Consider the following 25,341-nt stretch of genomic DNA (forward strand, 5'->3'; position numbering starts at 1 on the left):
TTCAAAGATACAAATTGGTTTTTACTCATAATATATATTCGCTAAAACAATTTAGGTTGCTCGTTAAAGTAAAAAAAGTGATGGTGTAAGCAAACCACCATCACTTTAACAGGACACTCTTTACTTAAAAGGTTGCACGTATGCCAACCGCATAGCGTGAACCATTATCTTCAATAGAATATATCTGATTAGCAAAACGTCCAGTTTGCACTAGCTCTTCTTCAGTAATGTTAATACCTTCAAAAAACACCGTCATTGTTTCGCTAATGTCATAACTTGCACTTATGTCGATTTGACCGAAAGTCTCGGTATTAACGGGCTCTCCATTGAAACCGTTATCTATATTACGTAGGAAGCTTTCTCGATTATTGTAGGCCACCCGAGCCTGCCAATTGTCTTGTTCATAAAATAATACCAAGTTTTGGGAATCTCCCAGGCCTTCTAACGCAAATGCAGTTGAGGTATCGCTACCTAATTCAACCGAACTGTCTACCACAGTTGCATTGGCTGTTATACCGAAGCCATTTTCGAATACGTGGGTAAGTGCTACTTCGAAACCTGTAACGCGAGCAGATTCACCATTTTGCGGACGGCTCACCAAATACACTTCTTGTAATCCGTATAACTCTTGCGCCGTGATAGGGGCATTTACGTCTAAATTTGAACATGCTTGATCGGCGCACAAAAAGTCAGGCTGGTCGGCACGATTTTCTAGGGTAAAGGTTTCTTCTCCTGTCAAAGTGGTAATGAAATTTTCCACTTCTTTACTAAATAGCGCGAACGAAAATAAGCTAGTGTCGGCGTAATACCACTCGTATGAGATATCCCAATTGGTTGACCTAAATGGTTTAAGTGCTGGATTGCCACCGCTTGCAGTTAGGTTTTGACGTCGCGGTTCACCAAAATTTGTTGCTGGCGACAAGTCGCTCATAGTTGGACGAGTTAAAGAATCGTAGGCCGCAAAACGAAGAACCATGTCATCTTGTATTTCCAATTTGATATTTATATTAGGTAGCAAACTCGAATATGAACCGCCTTCCACAATATCTGTTGCAGGTCCAAAAACGTTAGAAAACAAGGTTTGGTCGCTTGTTGGTACAACATCAGCGATAAAGCTTTGAACGGCTTCTACGTCAACATTAGTGGTTGAATAGCGCGCTCCAATATTGATGTAAACCGGCATGTCATCTATGTCGCTGTTAAAGTCAAAGCTAAGGTACAGAGACGAAATTTCTTCATTAATAGTATAACGATTGTTCAAAAGTTCTGGAGTAATGGGGTTGCCCGTTTCTGCCAAATAGTCTATGTATGCGTCGCCATCATAGGTATAAAAAGTGTCAATCAAACCGGTAAAGAAATTGTTTGCCGTGTACGGACGAAAATCAACACGATCCAATGGCGCAGCGTCGTTGTAACCACAAAAAGCACATTGACTGGCAAAAATTTGGAAGTTTTTCTTTTCGCGATCTTGATAGTAAACACCAAAATTAGCGCCAGTGAAAACATCACCTCCGGATTCATAGGTAAAGTCGGCTTTCAATTCAGTGATGGTATCTTCAAAACTTGGTTGATTACCTTTTTCGTTGTAGTGCAGCCTAGCTAGATTAGCATCTGGCAAGTTACCGTTTTGGAATCCATCGTGCTGCACTGTTGGTGTTGCACCAGTGCCATCGAAGGTATAATTGTTGATGATACCAATTACATTAAAACGGTCTTTACCGGCACGGTCGTTTTCTGCGGTCGAACGAGAGGCGTCAAATTCAACTGAAAGAGCATCATTGATTAACCAATCAACGTTAAGGCCGAAGGCACTATTGTTAATATCACGAGAGTTACGGGTGTGAGAAACCAAGTCAGTTGCTGGGTTACCAGAACTGACAAATAACCCGACATCTTGGGAAAAGCTTGTTAGTGTCCCTGTTGCTTGGTCGATAGTGGCAGAACCGACACGGTCAGGCTCAAACCAAGATGCTAAATCGGTAACCAAAGAGTCAACTTCAAACTTTGATACCATGCCATCTAGGGTAATAGTAATATCTTCTGACGGCGCATATTGCAGAACTAGATTCGCGTTTGTTCTAGTTCGTTCTTGGTTGTCTATTACTTGATCCCAATTTCGTGGGATATAAGCGTTGGTAAATAACACACCATCACGTGAGTTAGAGATTGTTTGACCTGGTCTCCATCCTGCTGTTTGTATGCTATTTATTTGAACATCTCGTTTTTCATGGCTAACCGAAAATAACACACCCATGGTGCCATCATTGAAAGTGTTGGATACTAAACCTGAAATGGAAGGCGAGGTTTCTTCTGAGAGACTTTCATACATTCCCTTTGCTGAAACTGACGCGGTAAAGCCATCATAATCAAATGGGCGAGCGGTGATTAGATTAATCGTGCCGCCTATACCGCCTTCTTGCATGCTAGACGTTGTGGTTTTATATACGTCGGCACCGACGATTTGGTTAGCTGACACTGAATCAAACGCAAACTCGCGGCCTCCCGTTTCTGAAGACATTTGACGTCCATTAACCAAAACAGTATTGAACTGAGGACCAAACCCTCGAATAGTTACTGCTTGTCCTTCACCGCCATTACGATCTATAGATACACCGGTAATACGTTGCAACGACTCTGCAACATTTAAGTCTGGAAACTTCCCTATGTCTTCAGCTTTAATGCCGTCTGACACTACGCTCGCGTTTTTCTTATCGTCCATTGAAGCTTTTAAACTACTGCGATAACCACTTACTGAAATCACCTCGATATTATCTTCATTTGCGCCGGCTTGTTGCGCTACAACCGAATGAGACGAAATTAACGCGCCCATCACGGCTGAAGCCACTGCTGTATATTTGCCTATTTTTTTAAAGGAATGTGTGCTCATGTCTTGCCCTCTCGTGTGTGTACAGGCGCGATTCAAGTTTTACAAATTAAATAATTAACTATTTATTTGCAGCATGTGTTTATGCGCCGAGTCATTTTTCATAAATAGGGTATTAAGCCTATTTATCATATAATAGATTTAAAATAGTAAAATGATCAACCTAAAACAAACAAAAATTTAACAAAAAAGACTGGATATTACATTGTTTTGTGTTCTAAGTTGCAAAGATGTTATACGGGTGTTGTTTTAAGTGTATGATAAATAGTGAGTTATTTCTGTGTTTGTTTGGGTTTTTAACTTTTTTGATTTCGTTGTTAATATTGTATGATAAATACTACTATCGTAGTATTTATCTGCTTGTGAATAATGTGATTTATCAAAGTGACTGTCTTCTATGGGTAAATGGGGTGGGTCTTCCGAATAACTATGTTTGGTTTCGCTAGGAAAAAACCGGTAAATAGACTGATTTAAAGTGTTTGTCGATGATTTTTGTTTTCAGTTTGTTCAAATATTAAGCTTGTAAGTAAGCTAAATACTCATGGCGGTATGGCGTTTAACCATTTACTGTTAATCGAATAAATAATAGTCATTGAAGAGTTTAGATTCATATTCTATAGTATTTATATGATAAATAAAGGTGGGGTTAAGGTGCATCTTCGTCAAAGCAATCTCAAAAAGCTAACTCAGCGAGAGCTGGATGTGTTAATCATCGGTGGTGGTATAAATGGCGCCGTTTCAGCCGCAGCATTGTCACGAAAAGGAGCAAAAGTAGGATTGGTTGATGCCGGGGATTTTGCTGGGAAAACGTCATCTAATTCCTCTAATCTTGCTTGGGGAGGTATTAAATATTTAGAGAATCACGAATATTTACTCGTAAATAAGCTGTGTAAAAGTCGTAATCATTTGATGCGAAGTTATCCTTCTACTGTTCAAGAGATTCGATTTTTAACCACTCTTCAACAGGGCTTTCGTTTTCCTGCTTGGTTCGTATTTATCGGTACTTTGGTTTATTGGTTTATGGGGCGGTTATTCACAAAGGCCCCTACTTTTTTGACCTCCAAGCAAATCAAAGTTTCCGAGCCAGCGATTAACATAGCTAACGCTCAGGGAGGATTTGAATACTCAGATGCTTACTTGCATGACAATGATGCACGATTCGTTTTCAATTTCTTGCGCACAGCCATGGATAATAATGCTTATGTCGCTAACTACGTGTCGGCCACAAATTGTGTAAGGCAAGGAAGTTCTTGGTTAGTTGAAGCGAAAGACAACATCACAGGTAAGACATTTACTATTCGCTCAAAGGCAATTATTAATGCTTGCGGACCCTATGTGGATGAGCTGAATCATAAAGTCCAGCAAACAACACAGCACCAGCATGTGTTTTCGAAAGGAATTCATCTAATAGTTAATAAGCTTACTAAAGTGGACAAAGTTCTGGCGTTTTTCGCCTCCGATGGCCGTTTGTTCTTTGTGATCCCTATGGGACAAAAAACTTGTATAGGAACGACAGATGAGAAAGTCGATGAACCTGATTGTACTGTCACATCTGCGGATCGTGAGTTTATTCTTAGTAACGTCAACGCTTTGCTTGATTTAGACACTCCGCTGACTGCCGAGGATATTATTTCAGAACGTTGCGGAGTACGACCGCTGGCGGTTAAAGACAGTAGTGGCAATCCAGATTGGGTCGCGTTATCTCGTAAACATGCGATTGATACTAATACTGATGATAAATACTTAAGTATATTTGGGGGCAAATTAACCGATTGTTTGAACGTTGGGGAGGAAATTTGCGAGATTATTGAAAATCTGGGTATCGCATTACCGCATCGTTCAAGTATTTGGTACGGGGAGTCCGATAATAAAGTGAAAGCAGAATTTGAACATCGAGCTGACTTGATGGATTTAGACACCCTAACTCCGGCATATTCTTCTGAAAAGCTAAGTACCAGATTATGGCGCAGATATGACATGCACGCGTTGCAGATTTTAGATGAAATTCAAAGAGATCCAAGTCAAGCCGAACAACTGCTTGAAAACGCAGAATACATCCGAGCAGAGTTACATTACGCAGCGAAACGAGAGATGATAACCAAACTAGAGGATTTTTTACGCAGACGTTCGAAAATAGAAATGGTGTTAAGAAAACAAGATATAGTCAACACAAAAGGTATTATAGAAGCCTGCGAAATCCTGTTCGCAGAGCAAGCCGACGCTAAGCTAAAAGAATATTGTGATTCACAAGAGTGAGTGGATAGTGTTTTATATATTTTTTTTGCAGCTTCAGCCTATTGGATGTTTTATGGGCTGTGAATAACTTGATATAGATTCACTTTCAATTTTAGAAAAAAGCTCGCAGGTATATAAACCTACGAGCTTTTTTAGTTGTAGACTTAAAATGTATAGTTGGCTGAAACTCTGACACTTCTAATTTGATTTCCACTAATTTGAAGAAGTCTCTATTAGTCGTCAGCATATTTTTGCGCGGTAGCATAACAAGATTCTTGTATGCGTAAAAAAGCTTCAACCATTTCTGGATCAAAGTGGCTGCCTTTTCCTTGCTCAATAATCGCCACTGCTTTTTCGTGAGGGAAGGCAGGTTTGTATACCCTTTTACTAATTAAAGCATCATACACATCGGCTAGTGCCATTAGTCTTGCAGACACAGGAATGTCATCACCAGACAAGCCTTGAGGATAGCCACTACCATCCCATTTTTCGTGATGACCATAAGCAATTTCTTTAGCAAAACGTAGAAAATTATTGTTGCTCATTTGAGATTATGATTGGTCATTAAAGTCTACAGTTATCTGGTAATTATCTTGTGTGTATTAAAAGTCTAGATTCAGCGATTTTCAAAATCGATGGTCGCTCGATAGCTGCCTTGTGAACTGTGCTTGGAATATTGCCAGTTATGATGCGTTATAATTTTTTCACTTAGTTGCAAACCTAAACCATAGCCATGGCCAAAGGCGATGGGGCTTTTAACTGATTTCCCGCTAAATTGGTCGTTATCTTCAGTTACGTTAGTGTTTATTATGGTTATGCAGCTGCCAAGTTGTTTAATAGTCACATATCCTTCTTGGGTATGCTGATATGCATTTCGAATGAGATTGTTTATCACTATTTGACAGGCCACAGATACTACGTTGACACTGGATTGTTCAGCTTCAATTTCTACATCAACGTTTTTACCATCCAGTAAATAACCTAAATCGTTACAGGCTTGATGAATTATTTTACTCAGGTCAACTGGTTCAGGGGCAATGGCTATATCTTCATTGCGACTAAGCCACAATAAAGTGTCAGTTAAATTGCTTAAGTTGAGTCCCGCCCGTTGAATTCGTTGTAACGTTAGTTGCTGTTTATCGTTGGCAGGTTGTTTTTCGTTGAGACGCTGTAGTAAATCTACATTGCTGCGAATCACTGCAATAGGGGTGCGTATTTCATGGCTAGCATAACTCAAAAAACGTTGTTCTCGTTCTAAACTTTGATGAGCGGAAAGTAAACTGTCTTGTATTAAAGTCGCTAATATATTTAATTCGTTGTAGTTAAAGTCGGGAGGGGCGTTTTTTAGGGTTTCCTGGTTTAAAGATTTGGCCCAGTCCTTTAACGACTCGACCGGCTTTGTAACTTTTTGCATGATCATGAACAGAAAAATAGAAAACACTGCGACGGCAAAAATCGCTATTAATAGCGCCCAAATTAATGGATTTGTTGGGCGGTTAGTTTCAGCAATTTCAATGATGTCTTTTTCAAGTATGACTTTTGAAACAAATCTCTGCTCGCCTTCAGCGGTTCTATGCAAAACCACAAAAAATATATTTTTGGGGATAGTGAAAAACAAACCTTGGTCTTTGATTTTATGTAATCGTCCTTCTTCCATAGGTGGGGTTTTAAAACGTTGCTGAATAATGTCTGGGGTGTCTTGCCAACTGCTGGCAATATTAAAGCTAGCGAAATCTTTGGATTGACCATGAATTAGCTGGGTGTTTTTAGCTAATTCAAACATAGTGCTGTTTATGCCACGATCTAAGCCATCAATATAATAATTCGCGCTTAGAAAAGAAAATCCAATTGCCATCGCCGAGCCAAGCAAAACCACACTGATAAAAAAGTAAAGTCTTAGACTTGGCATAATTTTCATTATTAGCTTCCTTTTTCTTGTTGTTTTATGGCAAAACCTACACCTGCAACTGTGACTAAGTCGATATCAGTTGCTACCACTTCTAGTTGTTTTCGCAAATGATAAATATGTACTTTTAGGCTGTTACTGTCAGGCTGTTCTTCGCCCCAAACTAATTGCATAATTTTTTGCCTTGATACCGCTTGTGGTGCGGCTCTTACTAAGGTTTCTAACAACTTAAATGTAATGGGTGAAAGTTTTAATGGGCTTTGACCGATAACGGCCATTTTTTGCGTTAGATCTATTGATAATTCCCCCAGTACTAAACGTTTCGCCTCTCCACTGCGGCGTTTAGCGAGTACTTGCACTCGGGCGACTAATTCTTTCATGGCAAAGGGTTTCACTAGATAATCATCACTACCGGCTTCAAATCCTTGTAATTTATTTTCCAAACTATCGCGCGCAGTGAGCATCAGAATGGGAATGTCCATGCCCCGTTCTCGTAGGGTATTGCAGAGCGTTAATCCATCCATTTTGGGCATATTGATATCTAGTATCATCATTTGGTATTGATTATTTTCGATTAAGTTTAAGCCCAATAAACCGTTGCTAGCATGGTCACATTCAATTGACTCAATCTCTAGGTAATCAACTATTGTGGTTGCCAAATCAATATCATCTTCAACCAACAGTACATTCATCATTTAGACAATTTTCCTAAATATTTTATTGTGTTAAATCTGCCTTAAATGCTGAATTTAAGGGATTTGATAACGACTTATCTAAGCTAACATAGGGCACGAGCCACATACAGAGTTAACCGCCCACTGCATTGGAATCTTGCTGGGCCAAGCCTCCTCCTAATACACGATACAGAGTAATACGATTATTGAGGTCAGCTTGCTTAGTCAAAATAAGAGACTGTTTGGCTTGATACATAATGCGCTGCGCTTCTAGTGCATTTTGAAAACTATCCACTCCGCCCTCATAACGGGCAATAGATAAATCATAACTGCGGCTAGCCGCTGTCACTAAAGCTTGTTCAGCGTTGAGTTGATCTTGAATAGTGGCTCTACGAGCTAAGGCATCGGCGACCTCTGAAAATGCACTTTGAATGGCATATTCGTAGGCTGCGAGGTATTTCGTTTGTTGCGCTTCGCTATACGCTAAATTGGCGTCATTAGCGCCGCCATCAAATATGGGCAGGGTTAAACTAGGCGCTAAGGTCCAAATTGAACTTGCACCACCACTGAATATATCGGCTAACACATTGCTGGCTAATCCTCCTGTCGCAGTGAGTGACAAGCTTGGAAAAAATGCCGCTCTCGCTACACCAATATTCGCGTTGGCAGATTTAAGTGTATGTTCTGCAGCCAGCACATCGGGGCGTTGCAATAATACCGATGAAGATAATCCAGCAGGCACATCGCTAAGTAAGCTTTCACTATTAGGTAAATCTTGCGGCAATAAGTCGTCAGGGATGGGTTCACCCACAAGAAGCTGCAATGCATTAAGGTCTTGTGCTACTTGAGTCGTAAAATTGGCAATATCTGAGCTAGCGCTGTGGTAGATGGTTTCAGCACTGGCCACATCTATTCTCGAATCTACCCCAAGTTGCAAACGTTTGTTAGTAATCGCCATAGCTTTTCCAGCGTTAACAGCGGTCTCTTTAGCCAAGCTCAATTGGTTTTTATCCGCGGCTAAGGTTAACCAAGCATTGGCTATTTCACCAATTAGTGAAATTTGAGCGGCTTTAGCTGCTTCTTCACTGGCTAAATAGGCCTCCATTTGTACAGTGTTCAAGCTACGAGTTTTACCGAATAAATCAATTTCATAGTTGGTTAACCCTGCTTGTGCCTGATAGCTAGTAGTGATCTCTGACGAAGTAGCTTTAGAGCGGTTTCCACTTAAACCAACATCAATTTTTGGATATAAATCAGCTTTTTGAATGCGATAAGTGGCCCTTGCTGATTCAACGTCGGCCAGGGTTTGACGCAAACTACGGTTACTGTTTAACGCCAGCTCTATGATCTGAGTCAAACGTGAGTCTTGAATAAAACTTTTCCAAGGTACTTGATTAGCATACTGGTTGGATAACCCTTGGCTTTGTACTTCAGATGAATTATCTAAGGAATTCACTATGTCTATTTCAGAACGAGAATAGTCAGGAGCTAAGGTGCTACATCCCGCTAATATTAAAGCCCCAACAATGGGCGCTAACCTAGCGCCCAGGATTTTTTTAGTAGAGATATTAATCATGGCTATTCTCCAATCGTTTTTTATTCGGGAATATACTGCGAATAATCACGAAGAACATAGGCACAAAGAAGATACCTAGAATTGTTGCGGTTAGGGTGCCGCCAACAATACCTGTGCCAATGGATATACGGCTATTGGCGCCAGCTCCAGAAGACAAGGCAAGTGGCAATATGCCAAACATAAAGGCTAGGGACGTCATGATAATTGGGCGTAAACGTAATTTAGCGGCGTTCACGGCTGAGTCAAGCAACGACATGCCTCGTTGATAAGATGCCTCGGCAAACTCAACAATCAATATGGCATTCTTAGACGCTAATCCTATGGTGGTTAACAAAGCCACTTGAAAATAAATATCATTTTCTAGTCCTCGTAAAGTGGTGGCCATTGCAGCACCAATAATACCCAGAGGAATCACAGTAATAACCGACAAAGGTACCGACCAGCTCTCGTACAATGCCGCTAACGCGAGAAATACCACCAAAATCGAAATGGCATACAGGGCGGTTGACTGGCCACTGGATATTTTTTCTTGGTACGACAAGCCGCTCCAAGAGTAGGTAAGTTTGCCTTGGCCTACTTCTTCGGTTAAACGTTCCATTTCTGCCATTGCCTCACCAGAGCTGACTCCATTGGCACCGGCTCCTTGAATTTGGAATGAAGCTATACCATTGAAGCGAGACAAACTTTGAGGAGCACTCGACCAAGATGTGGTGCTAAAGGCTGAAAATGGGGTCATGGTAGTTTCACCCTGAGCGTTTTGCCCTCTAATATGCCAATCCTCTAAGTTTTCTGGTTTTGAGCGATATTCTGCATCACTGGACATATACACTTTTTTCACTAGTCCATCATCAATAAAGTCGTTGATGTAAGATCCTGCCCAAGCATAGGTTAATGTGTTCGCTACATCTTGCAGTGATAAACCCAGTGCCGTGGCTTTACCATTATCAATATTGATTTTTAATTGTGGGGTTTCGCTTAATGCCCCTTCGCGAATACCTACTAAGGCATCACTTTGTTGAGCCCGGCTAACTAACTCGTTTTTCAGCGCTGTGAGTTCTGCACGGCTAGTGCCTGAAGCTGCTTGCAGTTCAAATGTGAAGCCATTGCTTTGCCCTAAACCTTGTATTACTGGTTGCGACATAGCAAATATGCTGGCGTCGCGTATTCCGGCTAAGTTTTGGTTCATGCGAGCTATCAAGGCGTCCGCGCTTTGGTCTTCTTCTAGGCGCTCATCCCAAGGTTTTAAAGAAACAAAACCCATTCCGGCATTTTGACCGCTACCAGAAAAGTTGAAGCCAGAAATAGTAAATTTGCGAACGACTGTTTCTGACTCTTCTTCGGTTAAATATTTCTCGACTTGTTCTGCTACTGCTCTGGTACGTTTGATAGAAGCCCCTTCAGGCAAACTAATTTGAAACATAGTGCTGCCTTGATCTTCTTGCGGTAAGAAACTACTGGGCAAACGGGTGATCAATACACCTAACACAACCACAATAACGCCATACACCAATATCCATCTTACTTTACGGCTGATAACACTTTGTACTTTGCCACTATAAGAGTGGGTCATTCTGTCAAAACCACGGTTAAAGCGGGCAAAAAAGCCTTTGCCTGTTTCGTTATGTTCGGTTTTAGTTAATATACTGGCGCAGAGGGTTGGGCTCAGGGTTAAGGCTACAATCACTGATAGGGTCATAGAAGATACAATCGCAATTGAGAATTGCTGATAAATTACCCCAGTTGAACCGCCAAAAAATGCCATAGGTAAAAATACCGCCGACAACACCACGGCAATACCGACTAATGCTGTACTGATTTCGTTCATGGATTCTATGGTGGCGTCACGAGGAGATAGATTTTTCTCGCGCATTAGTCGCTCGACGTTTTCGACTACCACTATGGCATCATCTACCAAAAGGCCTATGGATAGCACTATGCCAAACATAGTTAAGGTATTAATTGAAAAACCAAAAAAGGACAACACTCCGAAGGTACCCAATAATACTATAGGCACCGCGATAGCGGGGATCAGCGTAGCACGCCAGTTTTGTAAAAATAACCACATCACCAGTACCACCAAGACCACGGCTTCAACCAAGGTTTTCACCACCTCGCTGATGGATATTTTAATAAAGTCGGTGCTATCTCGAGGGAAAGTCACTTCATAACCGTCAGGTAAATTTTGTGCCAGTTCCGCAACGCGATCTTTTACTCTAGTCGCTGTATCAAGTGCGTTCGCTCCTGGTGACAGCATAACGGCAATACCCGAGGCAGGGTGACCATTTAAGCGCGCGATAGAATCATAACTTTCACTGCCAATTTCTACCTTAGCCACGTCTCCAAGTAGTACGTTGGCTCCATTGGCATCGTATTTTATGATGATGTTTCGAAATTCATCTGGTGTAGACATCATCGACTGCGCGGTAACAGTCGCATTAAGTTCTTGAGTATCTATGGCTGGAAGCGCACCAATTTTACCTGCAGGCACTTGGATGTTTTGTGCTTGAAGTGCGCTGCTGATGTCAGAAGGCATCAGGTCATAAGCGGCAAGTTTGGTTGGGTCTAACCAAATTCGCATCGCATATTGTGAACCAAATACACGTACATCACCCACACCTTCGATTCGAGCTAAGGCGTCTTCCATATTAGACGCAATATAGTCAGATATATCATAAGCGGTAGCTTGGTCGGTACTGTCGTATACAGCGGTTACCAATAAAAAGTCAGAGTTTGATTTTTTTACGGTAACGCCCTGATCTTGTACTGATTCAGGAAAACGAGAGTTAACTTGTTGTACCTTATTTTGCACCTGTACTTGTGCGTAATCTGGATCAGTTCCTTCTTCAAAGGTCACGCTAACTGATGCACCACCGTCAGAGGTACTAGAAGACGAAAAGTATAAAAGTCCATCGAGCCCTGTTAATTGTTGTTCCAGTATTTGCGTTACGCTGTTTTCAACAGTTTGAGCATCGGCACCCGTATAGGTCGTGCTAATACTAATAACAGGTGGTGCAATACTTGGATATTGAGCTATGGGTAGTGATAAGATCGACGCTAATCCCGTTAGCATAATAATAATTGAGATAACCCAAGCAAAAACTGGGCGGTCGATAAAGAATCGAGCAAACATAAATTACACGCCCCCTTGTGACGATAACGAATTTTGTTCTGGGTTGGTGACCGTAACCATCAAACCTTTGTTATTCATCTCAACTTCGACTGGGTTAACTTCGGCGCCAGGGCGCACTTTTGCTGATCCTTCCACTAACAATTTATCATTGACTGACAATCCGTTAGCGATGACCCACTTATCCTCAAAGGGTTCAACTGTCTGCACTTGGCGTTTTTCAACGAGATTGTTATCGTTGATTATATAGGCGTAAGCTTCGCCTGTAGCAGAATGAAAAATACCTTGTTGCGGCACTAAAATTGCGTGTCTGTTGACCGCTTCGTTCACTTCAGTACGCACAAACATACCGGGCAACAATATACCGTCTGGATTTGGAAACTCTGCTCGTAAAGTTACCGAGCCTGTTGCTGCATCTACCGCTACTTCCTGCATTTTTAACTTGCCTTTGTGGTTATATTCAGTGCCATCTTCCAAGGTCAAAGTGACTTGGGTATCACCTCGTGAAATGCCATTTTGGCTCATTAAATTACGTAGTTTTAATAGTTCTTTACTGCTCTTTTGCATATCGACGTAAATTGGATCTAAAGTACGTATTGTGGCTAAAGCACTGGCTTGTTGCGCGGTCACTAGGGCGCCTGGAGTAATACTAGAAATACCAATGTGTCCAGAGATAGGCGCCTTGATTTCAGTGTACTCTAAGTTAATTTCAGCAGAAGCTAATGCCGCCTGATACTTTTCGATATTTGCTTTGGCTTCAAGATAAGCAGCGTGGGCGTCATCTGCATCTTGTTGCGATACCCCTTCAAATTTCAGTAATTCGGCGTAGCGTTGATCTTTTAATCTAGCCGTTGCTACCGACGCTTTGGCGCTATTTAAATTGGCTTTCGCTTCATTATATGCAGCTTGATAAGTGGCAGGGTCAATTTGATAAAGCAACTCACCTTGCTCGACAGAATGGCCTTCAGTAAATAAACGTTTTTGTACTATACCGCCCACTTGAGGACGCACTTCAGCACTGAGTGACGCAACAACTCGTCCTTGCATTTGTGTATCTATATTATGCTCGCTGGAGGCTACTTCAATATATGAAACCGCCGTGGCGCGTTTGCTTTGTACTGGGTCACTATCTGGTTGACAACTACTTAGTAAAATAGCTGTAACTAGTAAGCTTGCGATATATTTTGAAGGTTTCATGTTAAAACATTCCTCGTTAAAAACTGTGATAAAAAGATCGAGCCAATACCTTTTTGATGTAGACGACACAAAAAGACGACACAAAAACTTAAAGAGTAAAAGCGTACTATTGAGTAAAGGTTAACAGCACCATGGTTAAGACAGGGTTAAGGTGGTTATAAATTGTTTACAACGCGTAATTTTGTTAGTTTCCGTGCACATAAAATAAATGGTTGTTAGTTTAGCTGTAATGAAGTGTGTCTCACTGGTCCATCCACAAACCGAACAACAAATTGAATCTCTATATCACACTTTTTTGAGTCTTGAAGAGGCAGAGCAAAGTGTACTGATTATTTTGGCTGTCATTTACAAACCTATTGGCGTCACGAAATTAGGGCTGTTAATCGATATATTAGTGGATAGAGGTTTTTTACCTTTAAGTAAAAAAAACTATCGCTTGGTACTTCAAAACAAAGACCAAATAATGCAGCAGTCCCTATTGCACGTGAGCAAGGAAGGTTTGCTGCTAAATAGGTTGCTGGCTAACCAATTAGTTGTGCAAATAGGTCAACTATCTACGGTTAATGCAGTATCAGACAAAGATAAGTTATTAGAAATCATCATGGCAGCGGAAGAAGTGGTGCCTGTGGTGAATGCTTATAGTTGGCAAAATAAACAAGCCGATGAACGACGGGTGATTCGTGATCTTTATTATTTATATTCTGCCAATGAGATAGACCAAGGTTTAACCTTTAATAAAAACCCGCAAATTATCGATCATCAAAAGAACCTTATTTTAGTTGAACTGTTTTTTATACCCTTTCACCTTAAGCAGTTTTTAACACTACCGAAGATGATTCAATATCAAGCCTTTGCGACTCTGATTAGGCAGTGCCAAAGAGAAGGTCAAAGCTGTGTTTACCCCATTGAGTTGTTAGAACAGGTTTGTCAGGCGCATCGCGAACCAACTAGTTCTGTGTACAACATTCAATGCCAACATTTATTGGCAGAACAATACTTATATCAACTGCGTTTTAACGATTTTCTAGCTTCGCATAATCCACAAGATACCAGTAGTTATGGTTTGCAATTGTGGGGAAGCTATCATTTTTTGATAGGGGAAAATAAACAAGCGTTGAGCTATTTTGAACAAGCCCTCAAAGCTAAAAACAAACTAACCAAACGCAAAAAACAATATTTGAACGAAGTATTGGGTTACTTCTACAAGTTGGCATTAATGGTCGAAGCCAATCGACAAAATACCAGTTATTTTGCCACTGCGACTGAGCAAGTAGATTTTGAAGAAAGCGATCGAAAAGTAAACAGTGATTTTTATATACTTGGCCGTGTTTTGCTAAGGCCTATTCACAGTTTATCCTCGGGCTTACCATACACTGCCCAAATTGAGTACGATGCAGTTGACAGAGGAATTGACAGCTTTTGTCACCAACTCTGTTATCTCACTTATTTACTTGGTCAAGTGTGGTGTAATCAATCCAAAGAGCAAAATTTTGTAGACTTAGCTACAACATACCAGTCTCATTTTACTGAACTTGGTTATGTTTTATTTGCTGAATTATGTGGGCAGATAGCAACCAGAATGGGTAAGCAAACTTTCACTTCTGGCCAAAAGATTGGCGCCACAAAGCTAATCGACATCTGTTCTCTGGTTACCAGCAAAGAGCAGTGGGATGTGGCTCTTGATAAACTCATTGCCCTAAACCCAAAAACAGCAAATAGCACGACAGAGCTAAAACCTGCAGTAATGAAGACAGTGCGTCTAGTTTGGGAGCTTGAACAAGGCTACGACGATTTTTTAAAGGCGCGAGAACAAAAACTAACTAAAACTGGCTGGGGCAAAGGTCGCACTATTGCACTAAAACGCTTAAAAGAAGAAACCGATACCTTCGATTATTTAACTGACAGCGACAAAATACTTTGTCAAACGATAGAAGTTTATCAATCTTGGGGCTACTACGGAAAAACTGAATATGTGCTGCAAGGTTTACCGGCACTAAATGCCGCGGTAGGCATAGACAACTTGTATTACTCCCACGACTTAAACCAATCCATTGAGCTAATTAAGTGTGAACCAGAATTATTAGTCAGTGAGCAAGGTGATCAACTTTGCCTAAGCATTGCTAACTTGTCAGGTCAAATTGATGAGGATGTTGAAGGGCAAAGTGTTTACGACCTACGAGCTATTTCTGACTCTAAACTGCAACTCACTGAGTTTTCACCAGAGCATATTAAAGTCGCGCAAATTATTGGTGAAAGTGGTTTGTTAATTCCTGTTAGTGCTAAACAAAAAGCGCTGGATGGCATCGCCGCAATCGCCCCATTGTTAAATATTCAGTCTGATATGTCAGAGCTTGATACCGGCCTCGACACTTTAGAGTGTGACCATAACTTAGTGGTTAACATTGAACCAGTGCAAGCTGGATTGGCCTTTACCTGTGTGGTGATGCCCTTCGGTGAACAAGGCGCAGCGTTTAAGCCGGGTATTGGCAATGCCAGTTTAACTAGCGATATAAATGGCAAGCGAGTGGCAACTCAACGAGATTTAGTACGAGAAGAAACTTTATTAGACGAGCTCGACAAAGCTTGTCCTGCGTTTTTAAACATGGCAGATAACAGCCTAATACTTGATGATATACAAGTTGCATTGGAGGCTTTAGAGCAATTAGAGGCGGCTGTTATCGATGCAAAGTTTGAGCTAATACTGCGCTGGCCAAAAGGCAAAAAAGTCACCTTAAGTAAAACCTTAGAAAGCCAACATTTACAACTGAAAATGGGTAAAAAGAGCGAATGGTTTGATATTAGCGGTGACTTGCAAGTAGACAACGAGCAAGTAATAGAGCTACGTAAGTTACTGGAACTGGTTAAAACCAGTAATGGTCGATTTATTCAATTAGACAACGAACAAATACTTGCCTTGTCTGAAGATTTACGCCACAAGCTAGAGCAAATTAACCAAGTCACAGACGACGGTAAATTTCACCCCTTAGCCAGTTTACAGCTAGAAGAAGCCACCACAGGCATGCGGATGAAAACCATTCATGCGTGGGACGAACAAACACAAAGAATGCACCAAGCCAATGCCTTAGAGCCGAAAATTCCCTCTACCTTTCAGGCACAATTACGTGACTACCAACTGGTGGGTTTTGACTGGGCATCACGTTTGGCTCATTGGAGCGCAGGCGCGTGCTTAGCTGACGATATGGGCTTAGGTAAAACCTTACAAGCACTGGCAGTGTTGCTAGCAAGAGCCAATGGTGGCCCGAGTTTAGTGGTTGCCCCTACCTCCGTATGTTTCAACTGGCAACAAGAAGCGTTAAAATTTACCCCTACACTGAATATCAAATTATTTGCCGACTCGAGCGGCACCTTGCAGCGCCAAGATTTGTTGAATGAGTTAAATCCTTTCGATTGCGTGATCATCAGTTATGGTTTATTGCAGCGAGAAAGTGAACTACTTAAAAATGTCCACTGGCACACAATCGTTGCCGATGAAGCGCAGGCGCTTAAAAATCCGTTAACCAAACGCACAAAAGCAGCCTATGCCTTAAAAGGTGATTTTAAAATGATCACCACAGGTACACCCATAGAAAACGATCTAACAGAATTATGGAGTTTATTTCGGTTTATTAATCCGGGGTTGCTAGGCAACATTAAACGTTTTAATGAACGCTATTCGCTACCCATTGAAAATGCCAAAGAAGACCAACTTGCGGCCCACAAAGCCAGACAAGGCTTAAAATCCCTGATCCAGCCGTTTATTTTACGGCGTATGAAAAACCAAGTGTTAACCGAGTTACCGCCCCGTACTGAGATTAATATTCAAGTAGAAATGAGCGCCAAAGAGCGTGACTTTTATGAAGCGTTACGATTGAACGCCATAGACAATATCAGCCACAGTGGTCTACAAGGCAATGCTGGTGAACAACGTATTAGAATGCTGGCTGAGCTAGTGAAACTGCGCCAGGCTTGTTGTCACCCCAAGTTAGTCATGACAGAAAGCACATTACCCAGCGCCAAACTCGCTGCCCTTGATGAGCTATTAGAAGAGCTTAAAGTCAACAGTCATAAAGCCCTTATTTTTAGCCAATTTGTTGGCCATTTACAAATCATCAAACAACACCTAGAAAGCCAAGGTTTTAGTTATCAATATTTAGATGGTTCTACTCCACAAAAAGAGCGGCAAAAACGTGTGAACGCTTTTCAAAGTGGCGAGGGGGATATCTTCTTGATTAGCTTAAAAGCTGGTGGTTCTGGTTTAAACCTCACTGCGGCTGATTATGTGATCCACATGGACCCTTGGTGGAACCCTGCTGTAGAAGAACAAGCCTCGGATCGTGCCCACCGTATGGGGCAAAAACGGCCAGTGACCATTTATCGATTGATTACTCAAAATACTATTGAAGAAAAAATAGTGGCGCTGCATCAACATAAACGAGACTTAGCAGACAAACTATTATCAGGCAACGAAGCCGCTACTAAGTTGTCGGTTGAGGATATGTTGGGTTTACTGAAAGAGACTTTTTGAGGGTCATTATTTTTGCACATTTATGGAGTACACTAAGTTCATAAAAGAGTTCTACGCTCTATGCAGCATGCATTAGTGCAAAACGCATATACAGAAAATCAAGGACAAAAACATGAGCTTAGTTCATTTTAAAATGTTGGCAATGAGTATAGTGACAGCGTTAACACTCGTTGGTTGCGGTGGTTCGTCTGAAACAAAAAGAGCTTCCAAAAACACCCAACAAGGCATAGATATTAGTCAGTTTGTTGAAGGCGCATTTATAACCCCACCCGAAATTGTTGATTGTGAAACCGCACAAGGCACTCAAACTAGCTGTTATCAGTTTACCACATCTGGCGCGCCAGCTGGACGCGAGCCGGGACCATTTTGCCCAAGAACTATTACCGACGGAGCTGATGTAGGTGGCGCTTGGTTTGATAAAAGTGGCTCTGGTGATTTGGTTGATATTACCGGTGAATTTATTTTAAAGCTTGGTGAGTACTACGGTGATGAAAAATGGATGGTATACGATGCCGATACTCAAAAGGTACGTTATACCGCCACTAAAGAAGCGTGTTTAGGGGCGGCTAAACCAGATGTTGAAGAACAGTACATGCAAAATTGTATCGAGTGTAAATTGGAATATCTCGATGATGATTTTTCGTTAACCTACCTCATTCCAACCACACCTATCCCCGCTGAAGAAACAGACCGAGTTCGCACCGTTGGTCTTGCCTTAGATGGTACTGAGTTATCTGGCCCAGCGCCTATTAATGCGATTCTTGGGGCTTATACTATTGCTGCGTTTGATGATTGTGGTGGGCATATTAATGTGCACCAAGGATACCACTATCATTCAACCACAGGTTGCACCGATTTAGTTACCAGCACAGACGATGGCCATGCGCCATTGATTGGTTATGCCTCAGACGGGTACGGTATTTATGCCATGAAAGACGCAAAGGGTAATGAGTCAACAGGTCTAGATGAATGTCGGGGTCAAACAGATGATGTTCGGGGTTATCATTACCACGCGGCTAGCCCTAGCGAAAACCTATTTATTGGTTGCTTACACGGTGAAAGTGTTCGACCTTCTGGCGGTCCAGATGGAAGAAATGGCCCGCCTCCCGGGGGCCCTGGTGGTAGAAACGGTCCTCCACCAGGTGGTCCGGATGGTGCTCCGAAAAGTAAAGATGCGCACTAAGTCTTTTAACATGAGTCGAGCAAAGTGTAAGTTAACGGCCTTAATTTTTGGTTGTTTGTTTTCTCTCGATTATGCCGCAGCCCATTCTGGACCGTTGAATAAACTAGCGCTCCAAGCCTGTGTTGATAAAGTAAAGTCACAGTCGTGCCGCTATGAAGGCGGGCATAACAATTTGTATATAGGTACTTGTCAGCACATGCCTGAAAAACTAAGTTGTGTTAGAAATCAACCCATTCAGAAGTTGTCTGATAATCAATCTGATATAGAAAATAAACATCAGCATGAGCATACAAACAGAAAACCAAACCAGTAAACGGGTCCTTGATAAATCGGTTTAACTCAGCTCTTTACTTATTGTTCTTCAAACTTTCGATTCTTACAACGCAATGTTATCCCTTAACATTAAACACCGCCCGATCTTTTTACACCTTTTACAGCCGACTTACAGCTGACACTCAGATGGTTCAAAAGGTATAAGTGGCTGCAAACCATAATCTTGAATTGTCCTTAAATTGGCCAAATTGGGTGTTTTTGTCGCCAAACAACCAGTCTATGCCGCTGCGTAGTTTTAGTTTATCGGAGTATTCATAAATCAGTTCTGGGCGTAACACACCATCCCGTTGATTGATGGTCCCTAGCAATTCTGCTTTAAATAACAAACGGCCATTTATGAATAAACGCTGGGCTCGCAGAGTTATTATCGTATCTGTATCAGGGCGTAATATATCGAATTCCTGTGCATCGATATGATCAATCGCTAGTTGTGCGTTAATAAACCATTGCTCTGGTGCGCTCCAGTCAATGCCAAAGCCGACTAACAAGCGACGTACATCTGCGGATTGCAGCGGTGTTTCCCATTGAATATTAATGGGTTGATCAGGAATAAAGGCTAGTTCTGTGCGCAACACCGTTTCACCTAGAGTGACATCATAGGCAGCGCCATACAGGGTGCGGCGCTGATAGTTCGTTTGTACAACTATAGCTTCATCAATAGGTTGGTGGTCTGCTAGGCCGAGTATAGGATCTGTATCTGGGCCCCTAAACCCTAAAAACGAAATATCACCTTGGCCTAATGGGTGAGAAATACGCGCTCCAAAGGTGGATTGTGCAAGGCTGTTGTTGCGGTTTTGACTGTTTAAATTCACTGGTGTATTGGTGACATCTACTCCCCCAGTAAAACGTGTTGAGGTAGTGAAAAACAATGCACCGGGTTGTGCTTGTTGAGTGATTGTGCCGTCGAATGCAAATGAAGTGTCTAATTTAAAGTTACCAATTTTATTGCGCCAGCGTGCACCCCACCTAGCGATGCGCTCGGGTCTAACGTCAGTAAATATAAAATCCCGCCTACGCACTGGATCAAAACGGTCGGTAATCTGCACGCCGTCTAGCACTCCCCAAGGAGTGACTTGTTTACCTAATGTGACGCTATGGGCACGTTTACGCCATTGAATAAATGCTCTGTCCAATTCAAGGCGGGTTTGCTTGTTATCAATTAAAGGACGACTGAGTGGTGAGTAACCATTGATTGTACCTAACCCCACATCATCATCGGAGAATTCGGCTCTTGCGTCCAGTTGGATTCGCCAGTTGCGACTCAAGTTAAACCGTGTTTCTGAGGTGATACTAAACCGAGAAAATTCTACATCACTGTCTCGCAGATTTGTGCTAAATCTGTAGTCGATAGACCAAATAGTCGACACATTCGATGCAGCATAAACTGAATTTGCAAAACTAAGATACAAAGAAAGCATTGTTAATATTGCGTGTTGTAGATTTTTATTGGTTCTCTTTGTAAGCATAGTCGCCAAAGTTAGCTGCATTGTCATTCACCTTCGTTCAACAGCATAAGTGGCGCGCCGTAAGCTAACTCATCGGCAGTGAGTAAATTGCCAGGTAAGTTAGCTAGGTATTGCATGTCGCTAAGTACAATTTCGGTTTGATGTGACAGTTGTGAGTTGAAAACAGAGAAATGAGTGGCTATCCAAGTGCCTGCAATCTTATCTAACGCCAGAATTGAGACTTCTTTTAAGGGGACATTATCAATATCGGTATACCGTATGTTGACTGGAAACCAAGTGTCGGCGTCAATTTTTGAGGTGAAACTTGCGTAACCAAGTTCTTGTTTAATGTCTGCATTTTGGGGCGTTCCTTGCAGAATATAGTAGCGCTTGCCATTCTGAATTTGTTGTTCACCTAAACTAAAATTCCAGTCTTCTAAAGCAAACTTAAAATTATCTTTAATATCGCCGTAACTTAAGTCGGTACCCATAAAGTAATCGCCCCTGCTAGATGCGGGGAGTTTACGTACTCTGTCAGTCGCGGGTAGGTATAGCCAGTTTTGATCCTGACTATCGCTGTTGTCGTGACTTAAAAAACTGGTGTCTTGTAGTCCAGCTGGCTTAGTAAAGTAAATGCCGATTTTAGTTTTGGCAGGTTCTTGAGAGTGAACTAGTAGCGCCGAGCGTTTACGCTCGGAGCCAGATTTATTGCGCATAATAAAATGCATGTACCCTACACGCGCTTTACTAGCTGAGCGGTTGACTATGTTTTTGGCGACATCCAACGCGCTTAAGCTGGTTGCAGATTCAGAAGCCTTTGCGACTGATAAAATTAGACACAATAGGCTGATATTTATCCATAAGTAAGCGTATTTCATTAGCATGTTCCTTTAATATTGACTAAATACGGCTCTGTCTTAGCTAAAGAGTAAAGAGCCGGTATGATAAATATTGCGCCTAGCAAACTACCTATTGCGGCTGAGGCCACTAGTGCTCCAAACCATTGCAGCGGTGGCGCTGAGCTTAAGCACAAAACACATAGTGCTACGGCTAAAGCCAATGCAGAAAATACACAGGCTCGAGCTGTCACTAAATAATCACCAAAGAAAGCGTTTTTAGTGCTCGCGCCTTGTCGTTTAGCTTGTTGAATACTCCAAATGAGATGAATAGCAAAGTCGACACCTAACCCCGTGGAAATAGCTGCTGTCATTGACGTGGCAGGCGCAATGTCAATACTGAACAGCCCCATAAATGCGTAGGTAAATAAGACTCCAGTGGCAATGGGCACTAAACTCAAAGTGGCTTGCAATACCGATCTAAAAACTAATAAGGAGGCAAGAAACACAAATAATACTGCTAAGCCTAAACCTTGAAAGTGGGACTCGGCCAATAGGCTCATCCAGCCCACATTCACCGCCACTCTTCCACTAACCTTAGCTTCTAGGCCAGTTTCAAGGGACCATTCTTCTGCAATACCATTGAAGTGAGAAACAGTGGCCTCAATGTCGCTATATCTGTCAGTAATGAGTTGGGTACGTATTAGCGCGTGCTGATAGTTAAAATCAATTTCTTCGTTAAAGTCGCCAGGGTCCCCTGAAGACTCATACAAAAACATATATTGTGTGGGCGCATTATTCGCTGTTGGGAGGCTGCCTTGTGGTTCATCAGTTAATACACTATGCATTAACGTCATGTAGTCGACAATTGAAGTGGTTTTAGCAACAAAGGGTTGCGAACTGAGTTTACGTTGCAACGCAGCAATTTCTCCCATTGCTTCAGGGGTCATTAACCCCCCCTCTTGCTTTGCAGATACCACTACATCCAGAAAGTTTAGACCTTGCAAGCGCTCATTCATTGTTATGTCGGCAATACGCACTTGCTCGTCAGTCTGAAAATAACTTTGTCTTTGATAATTAAATTGAGCTTGAAGCGCAAAATAAGTCATAACAATGATTAATAGAGTGGCAATTCCAGTGGTGAGTTCTGGTTTGCTATAGGATCTTTGGGTGACTGTTTTAATTAATTTGTCGACCAAGACAAACTCAGATTTAGATTGCACATTGCTGGGTTGTAATTGACTTAAAATAATAATAGCAGGAAGGGCCGTTAAGCTAAGCAACCAAGCCATGAATGAACCTATGGCTGCAAACCAACCAAATTCAGCAATGGGTTGTATGCTAGAACCTAAGGCTAAACCTGTGAATCCAGCGACAGTTGTCACTGTAGTTAAGGTGACGGGTAATGCGGTATGTTCAAGTGCATCGAGCAGATTTTGCTGCCGCGTTTTTGTCATTTGGGAGCGGCATTTATGTAAAAATATGCTTGATATATGCAGACTGTCAGCGATAGCAATGGCCATTATAATGACAGGTAAAGCGGTAGTGATTAAGTAATATTCAGCCCCTAACCATCCCATTAAGCCGATGGTCATTGCACCTGAACCAGCAATAATAAAAAACGGACCAATCAAGCCACGCACATTACGTAACGCTAACCAAATTATCACTAGGGCAGTAAATACCGCGGCAGGGATAAACTTGCGACTGTCTTGGGTAATCATCTGGGCTAATCGACCGTTCATAGACGCCACACCGGTAACATGGACTGTCAAATAAGGTGTAGTCTCGGCATTCGCAATGGCTAATATTTTACTATAGGTTTCGGTGGCGTGATTGGCATCATCAACGGGAATAATCAAGGTTAATGTATCACCACTTGGTGACGCCAATAAACCTCTCATCATGCTCATGCTGTTAACTCGCTCTAATGCTTGTTGTGCAGCTAGCATGGAAATAGGCCCTGAAGGTACAATCTTCTCAACAACTAAATCGCCATTTTCACCACGAATAGCACTTTCGTTCAGAATGCTAATAAAGTTTTGTTTTTTTACATTAGGTAAGGCTCTTATTTTTTCTTCAATTCGGCGTAATATTTTGATATTTGCTGGTGTAAAAACGGACTCGTTTTTCGGCGCAACTAGGCCAACTATTATCGGATCTTCTAATCCAAAAATATTCGCAGCTTGTTCTCTTGCTACCGAGGCGGGGTGATTTTGTGGAACAAAGGCATCTACCGATGATTCTTTGTGTACTTTGGTTATTCCCATTCCTAATAGCACAACTAATATAAACGACACCAAAGTCACCCTCTTAGGTCGTTGAATAATCCACTTGAAATAGCGAGTTTTAAAAGAGTATGTACTCATATCTTTGCTCATATTGTTACTCCTTGGCGAGCTGTGAATTATTGAAAATCATAAGTAAGTCGGTATTTACAAAAGTGTTGAGTAATTAAATGTTGAACAAAAAAAACGGCCACTTAAACGCATTGTGCTAAAAGTGGCAAAATCACTCTCGCTGACCTTAGGCAAGCCCCAGAATATAATTAGTCGCTTCTCGAATTACCTGGGGATCTTGTAAAATCTTTCTATGCCCTAGTTCACGGGTTTTTAAATAGCGGGCACCACTCCATGCAGCTGCCAAATGATTTCCATCAGCAACGGGTATCAAGCGATCGTCTTCATCATGAATTAACAAACCGGAGACGTTTATGCCTTTGATTAATTGGGTTATATCAGTCTTTTTTGCTTCTAAGGAATAACGCTTTTTGAGTGTTAAAAAGAGCTTATTCATAATAGATTCGGATAGCCCAGTGACTGTATTAAATACTTGAAAGTGCCTGTCGAGAGACTTCATGGGGGCAATTAGGCACAACCTTTGAGGCAAAAAATCTCGGCTTTGGCTAAGTAGCAGTACAGTTGCGGTACCCCCAAAAGAGTGCGCCACAATACCGAATGGTTTTCCATAAACGCATATAACAAACTCTAGGGCCGATGCAAAATCACCTAAATGGGTGGCCTGTTTGCTAGAACGGCCATGGGAGGGCATATCAAAGGCAATGACCTTATATCCATCTTTAAGCAAGGGGGCAATAAACCCTTTCATCCATATAGAGTTACTTTCCCAGCCATGAACAAGATAAATAATTTTATCTCCACTACCCCAAATGTGGGTAACGATATGTCCGTTTCGATAAGGCAAGTTCGCAGTTTGAAACTCATGTGGAAGTTCATTGATCCGATAAGGCCGACGCTTACGAGTGTGCATAAAGTGATAGAGTGCAATCTTAACGCCCAGTGTTGGTAAGGCATTGCAACAGAACTTGAGTGCCGTTCTCTGTACCTTTTGCGATACGTTTAATGCATAGGTTTTGTCTACTTGGGCGTTAGCGTATTTGGGAGCGATTGTTGTTGTCAT

15 protein-coding genes are annotated in these 25,341 nt (G+C 41.7%); 4 read left to right on the forward strand and 11 right to left on the reverse strand.

Annotation, left to right across the window (positions count from 1 at the left end; translation table 11 throughout):
- Nucleotides 1–124 precede the first annotated feature (124 nt).
- On the reverse strand, nt 125–2,830 hold the full coding sequence (locus KO534_RS02965) for a TonB-dependent receptor (RefSeq protein ID WP_436836571.1): 2,706 nt from the start codon (nt 2,828–2,830) through the stop codon (nt 125–127).
- Between the two features lie 681 nt (nt 2,831–3,511).
- On the opposite strand from KO534_RS02965, the gene KO534_RS02970 reads away from it, so the two are divergent.
- A complete protein-coding gene (locus KO534_RS02970) occupies nt 3,512–5,140 on the forward strand; it encodes a glycerol-3-phosphate dehydrogenase/oxidase (protein ID WP_215927069.1) in 1,629 nt (542 codons plus the stop codon).
- Nucleotides 5,141–5,352: 212 nt separating this feature from the next.
- On the opposite strand, the gene KO534_RS02975 is transcribed toward KO534_RS02970, so the two are convergent.
- From KO534_RS02975 to KO534_RS03000, 6 genes are all read right to left on the reverse strand, one after another.
- Nucleotides 5,353–5,664, reverse strand: coding sequence for an HD domain-containing phosphohydrolase (locus KO534_RS02975; RefSeq protein WP_215927071.1), 312 nt, complete (start codon nt 5,662–5,664; stop codon nt 5,353–5,355).
- 71 nt (nt 5,665–5,735) lie between these two features.
- Nucleotides 5,736–7,037 (reverse strand): sensor histidine kinase, encoded by a 1,302-nt coding sequence (locus KO534_RS02980; RefSeq protein WP_215927073.1) that lies wholly within the window; start codon nt 7,035–7,037, stop codon nt 5,736–5,738.
- A gap of 2 nt (nt 7,038–7,039) precedes the next feature.
- Nucleotides 7,040–7,720 (reverse strand): response regulator transcription factor, encoded by a 681-nt coding sequence (locus KO534_RS02985; RefSeq protein ID WP_215927075.1) that lies wholly within the window; start codon nt 7,718–7,720, stop codon nt 7,040–7,042.
- 112 nt (nt 7,721–7,832) lie between these two features.
- Nucleotides 7,833–9,275: an efflux transporter outer membrane subunit gene (locus KO534_RS02990; RefSeq protein ID WP_215927077.1), complete on the reverse strand. Its 1,443-nt coding sequence runs from the start codon at nt 9,273–9,275 to the stop codon at nt 7,833–7,835.
- Nucleotides 9,268–12,405, reverse strand: a complete 3,138-nt coding sequence (locus tag KO534_RS02995) for an efflux RND transporter permease subunit (RefSeq protein ID WP_215927079.1) — start codon at nt 12,403–12,405, stop codon at nt 9,268–9,270. Before KO534_RS02995 ends, KO534_RS02990 begins: the two co-directional genes overlap by 8 nt.
- Nucleotides 12,406–12,408: 3 nt before the next feature.
- Nucleotides 12,409–13,599, reverse strand: a complete 1,191-nt coding sequence (locus KO534_RS03000; protein ID WP_215927080.1) for an efflux RND transporter periplasmic adaptor subunit — start codon at nt 13,597–13,599, stop codon at nt 12,409–12,411.
- A 229-nt stretch (nt 13,600–13,828) separates the two neighbouring features.
- On the opposite strand from KO534_RS03000, the gene KO534_RS03005 reads away from it, so the two are divergent.
- The 3 genes from KO534_RS03005 to KO534_RS03015 all read left to right on the forward strand — a co-directional run bounded on the left by KO534_RS03005 (nt 13,829) and on the right by KO534_RS03015 (nt 19,620).
- Complete coding sequence (locus KO534_RS03005; RefSeq protein ID WP_215927082.1) at nt 13,829–18,124, forward strand: DEAD/DEAH box helicase; 4,296 nt, start codon at nt 13,829–13,831, stop codon at nt 18,122–18,124.
- A 112-nt stretch (nt 18,125–18,236) separates the two neighbouring features.
- Nucleotides 18,237–19,307 carry a YHYH protein gene (locus KO534_RS03010; protein ID WP_252731923.1) on the forward strand — a complete coding sequence of 357 codons (1,071 nt, stop codon included), beginning with the start codon at nt 18,237–18,239 and terminating at the stop codon, nt 19,305–19,307.
- Nucleotides 19,308–19,317: 10 nt separating this feature from the next.
- The gene (locus tag KO534_RS03015) at nt 19,318–19,620 is read left to right on the forward strand and encodes a hypothetical protein (RefSeq protein ID WP_215927083.1); all 303 of its coding nucleotides are present in this window, start codon (nt 19,318–19,320) and stop codon (nt 19,618–19,620) included.
- A 151-nt stretch (nt 19,621–19,771) separates the two neighbouring features.
- Here the strand turns inward: KO534_RS03015 and KO534_RS03020 are convergent, their stop codons facing one another.
- From KO534_RS03020 to KO534_RS03035, 4 genes are all read right to left on the reverse strand, one after another.
- Nucleotides 19,772–21,127: a DUF1302 family protein gene (locus KO534_RS03020; RefSeq protein WP_252731924.1), complete on the reverse strand. Its 1,356-nt coding sequence runs from the start codon at nt 21,125–21,127 to the stop codon at nt 19,772–19,774.
- A gap of 2 nt (nt 21,128–21,129) precedes the next feature.
- Complete coding sequence (locus KO534_RS03025) at nt 21,130–21,963, reverse strand: outer membrane lipoprotein-sorting protein (RefSeq protein WP_215927094.1); 834 nt, start codon at nt 21,961–21,963, stop codon at nt 21,130–21,132.
- Nucleotides 21,963–24,302 carry an efflux RND transporter permease subunit gene (locus tag KO534_RS03030; protein ID WP_215927096.1) on the reverse strand — a complete coding sequence of 780 codons (2,340 nt, stop codon included), beginning with the start codon at nt 24,300–24,302 and terminating at the stop codon, nt 21,963–21,965. The genes KO534_RS03025 and KO534_RS03030 overlap by 1 nt, the downstream gene beginning before the upstream one ends.
- Nucleotides 24,303–24,447: 145 nt before the next feature.
- A complete protein-coding gene (locus KO534_RS03035; protein WP_215927098.1) occupies nt 24,448–25,341 on the reverse strand; it encodes an alpha/beta hydrolase in 894 nt (297 codons plus the stop codon).

The organism is Paraglaciecola arctica (assembly GCF_018861065.1).
Taxonomy (GTDB): Bacteria; Pseudomonadota; Gammaproteobacteria; order Enterobacterales; family Alteromonadaceae; genus Paraglaciecola; species Paraglaciecola arctica_B.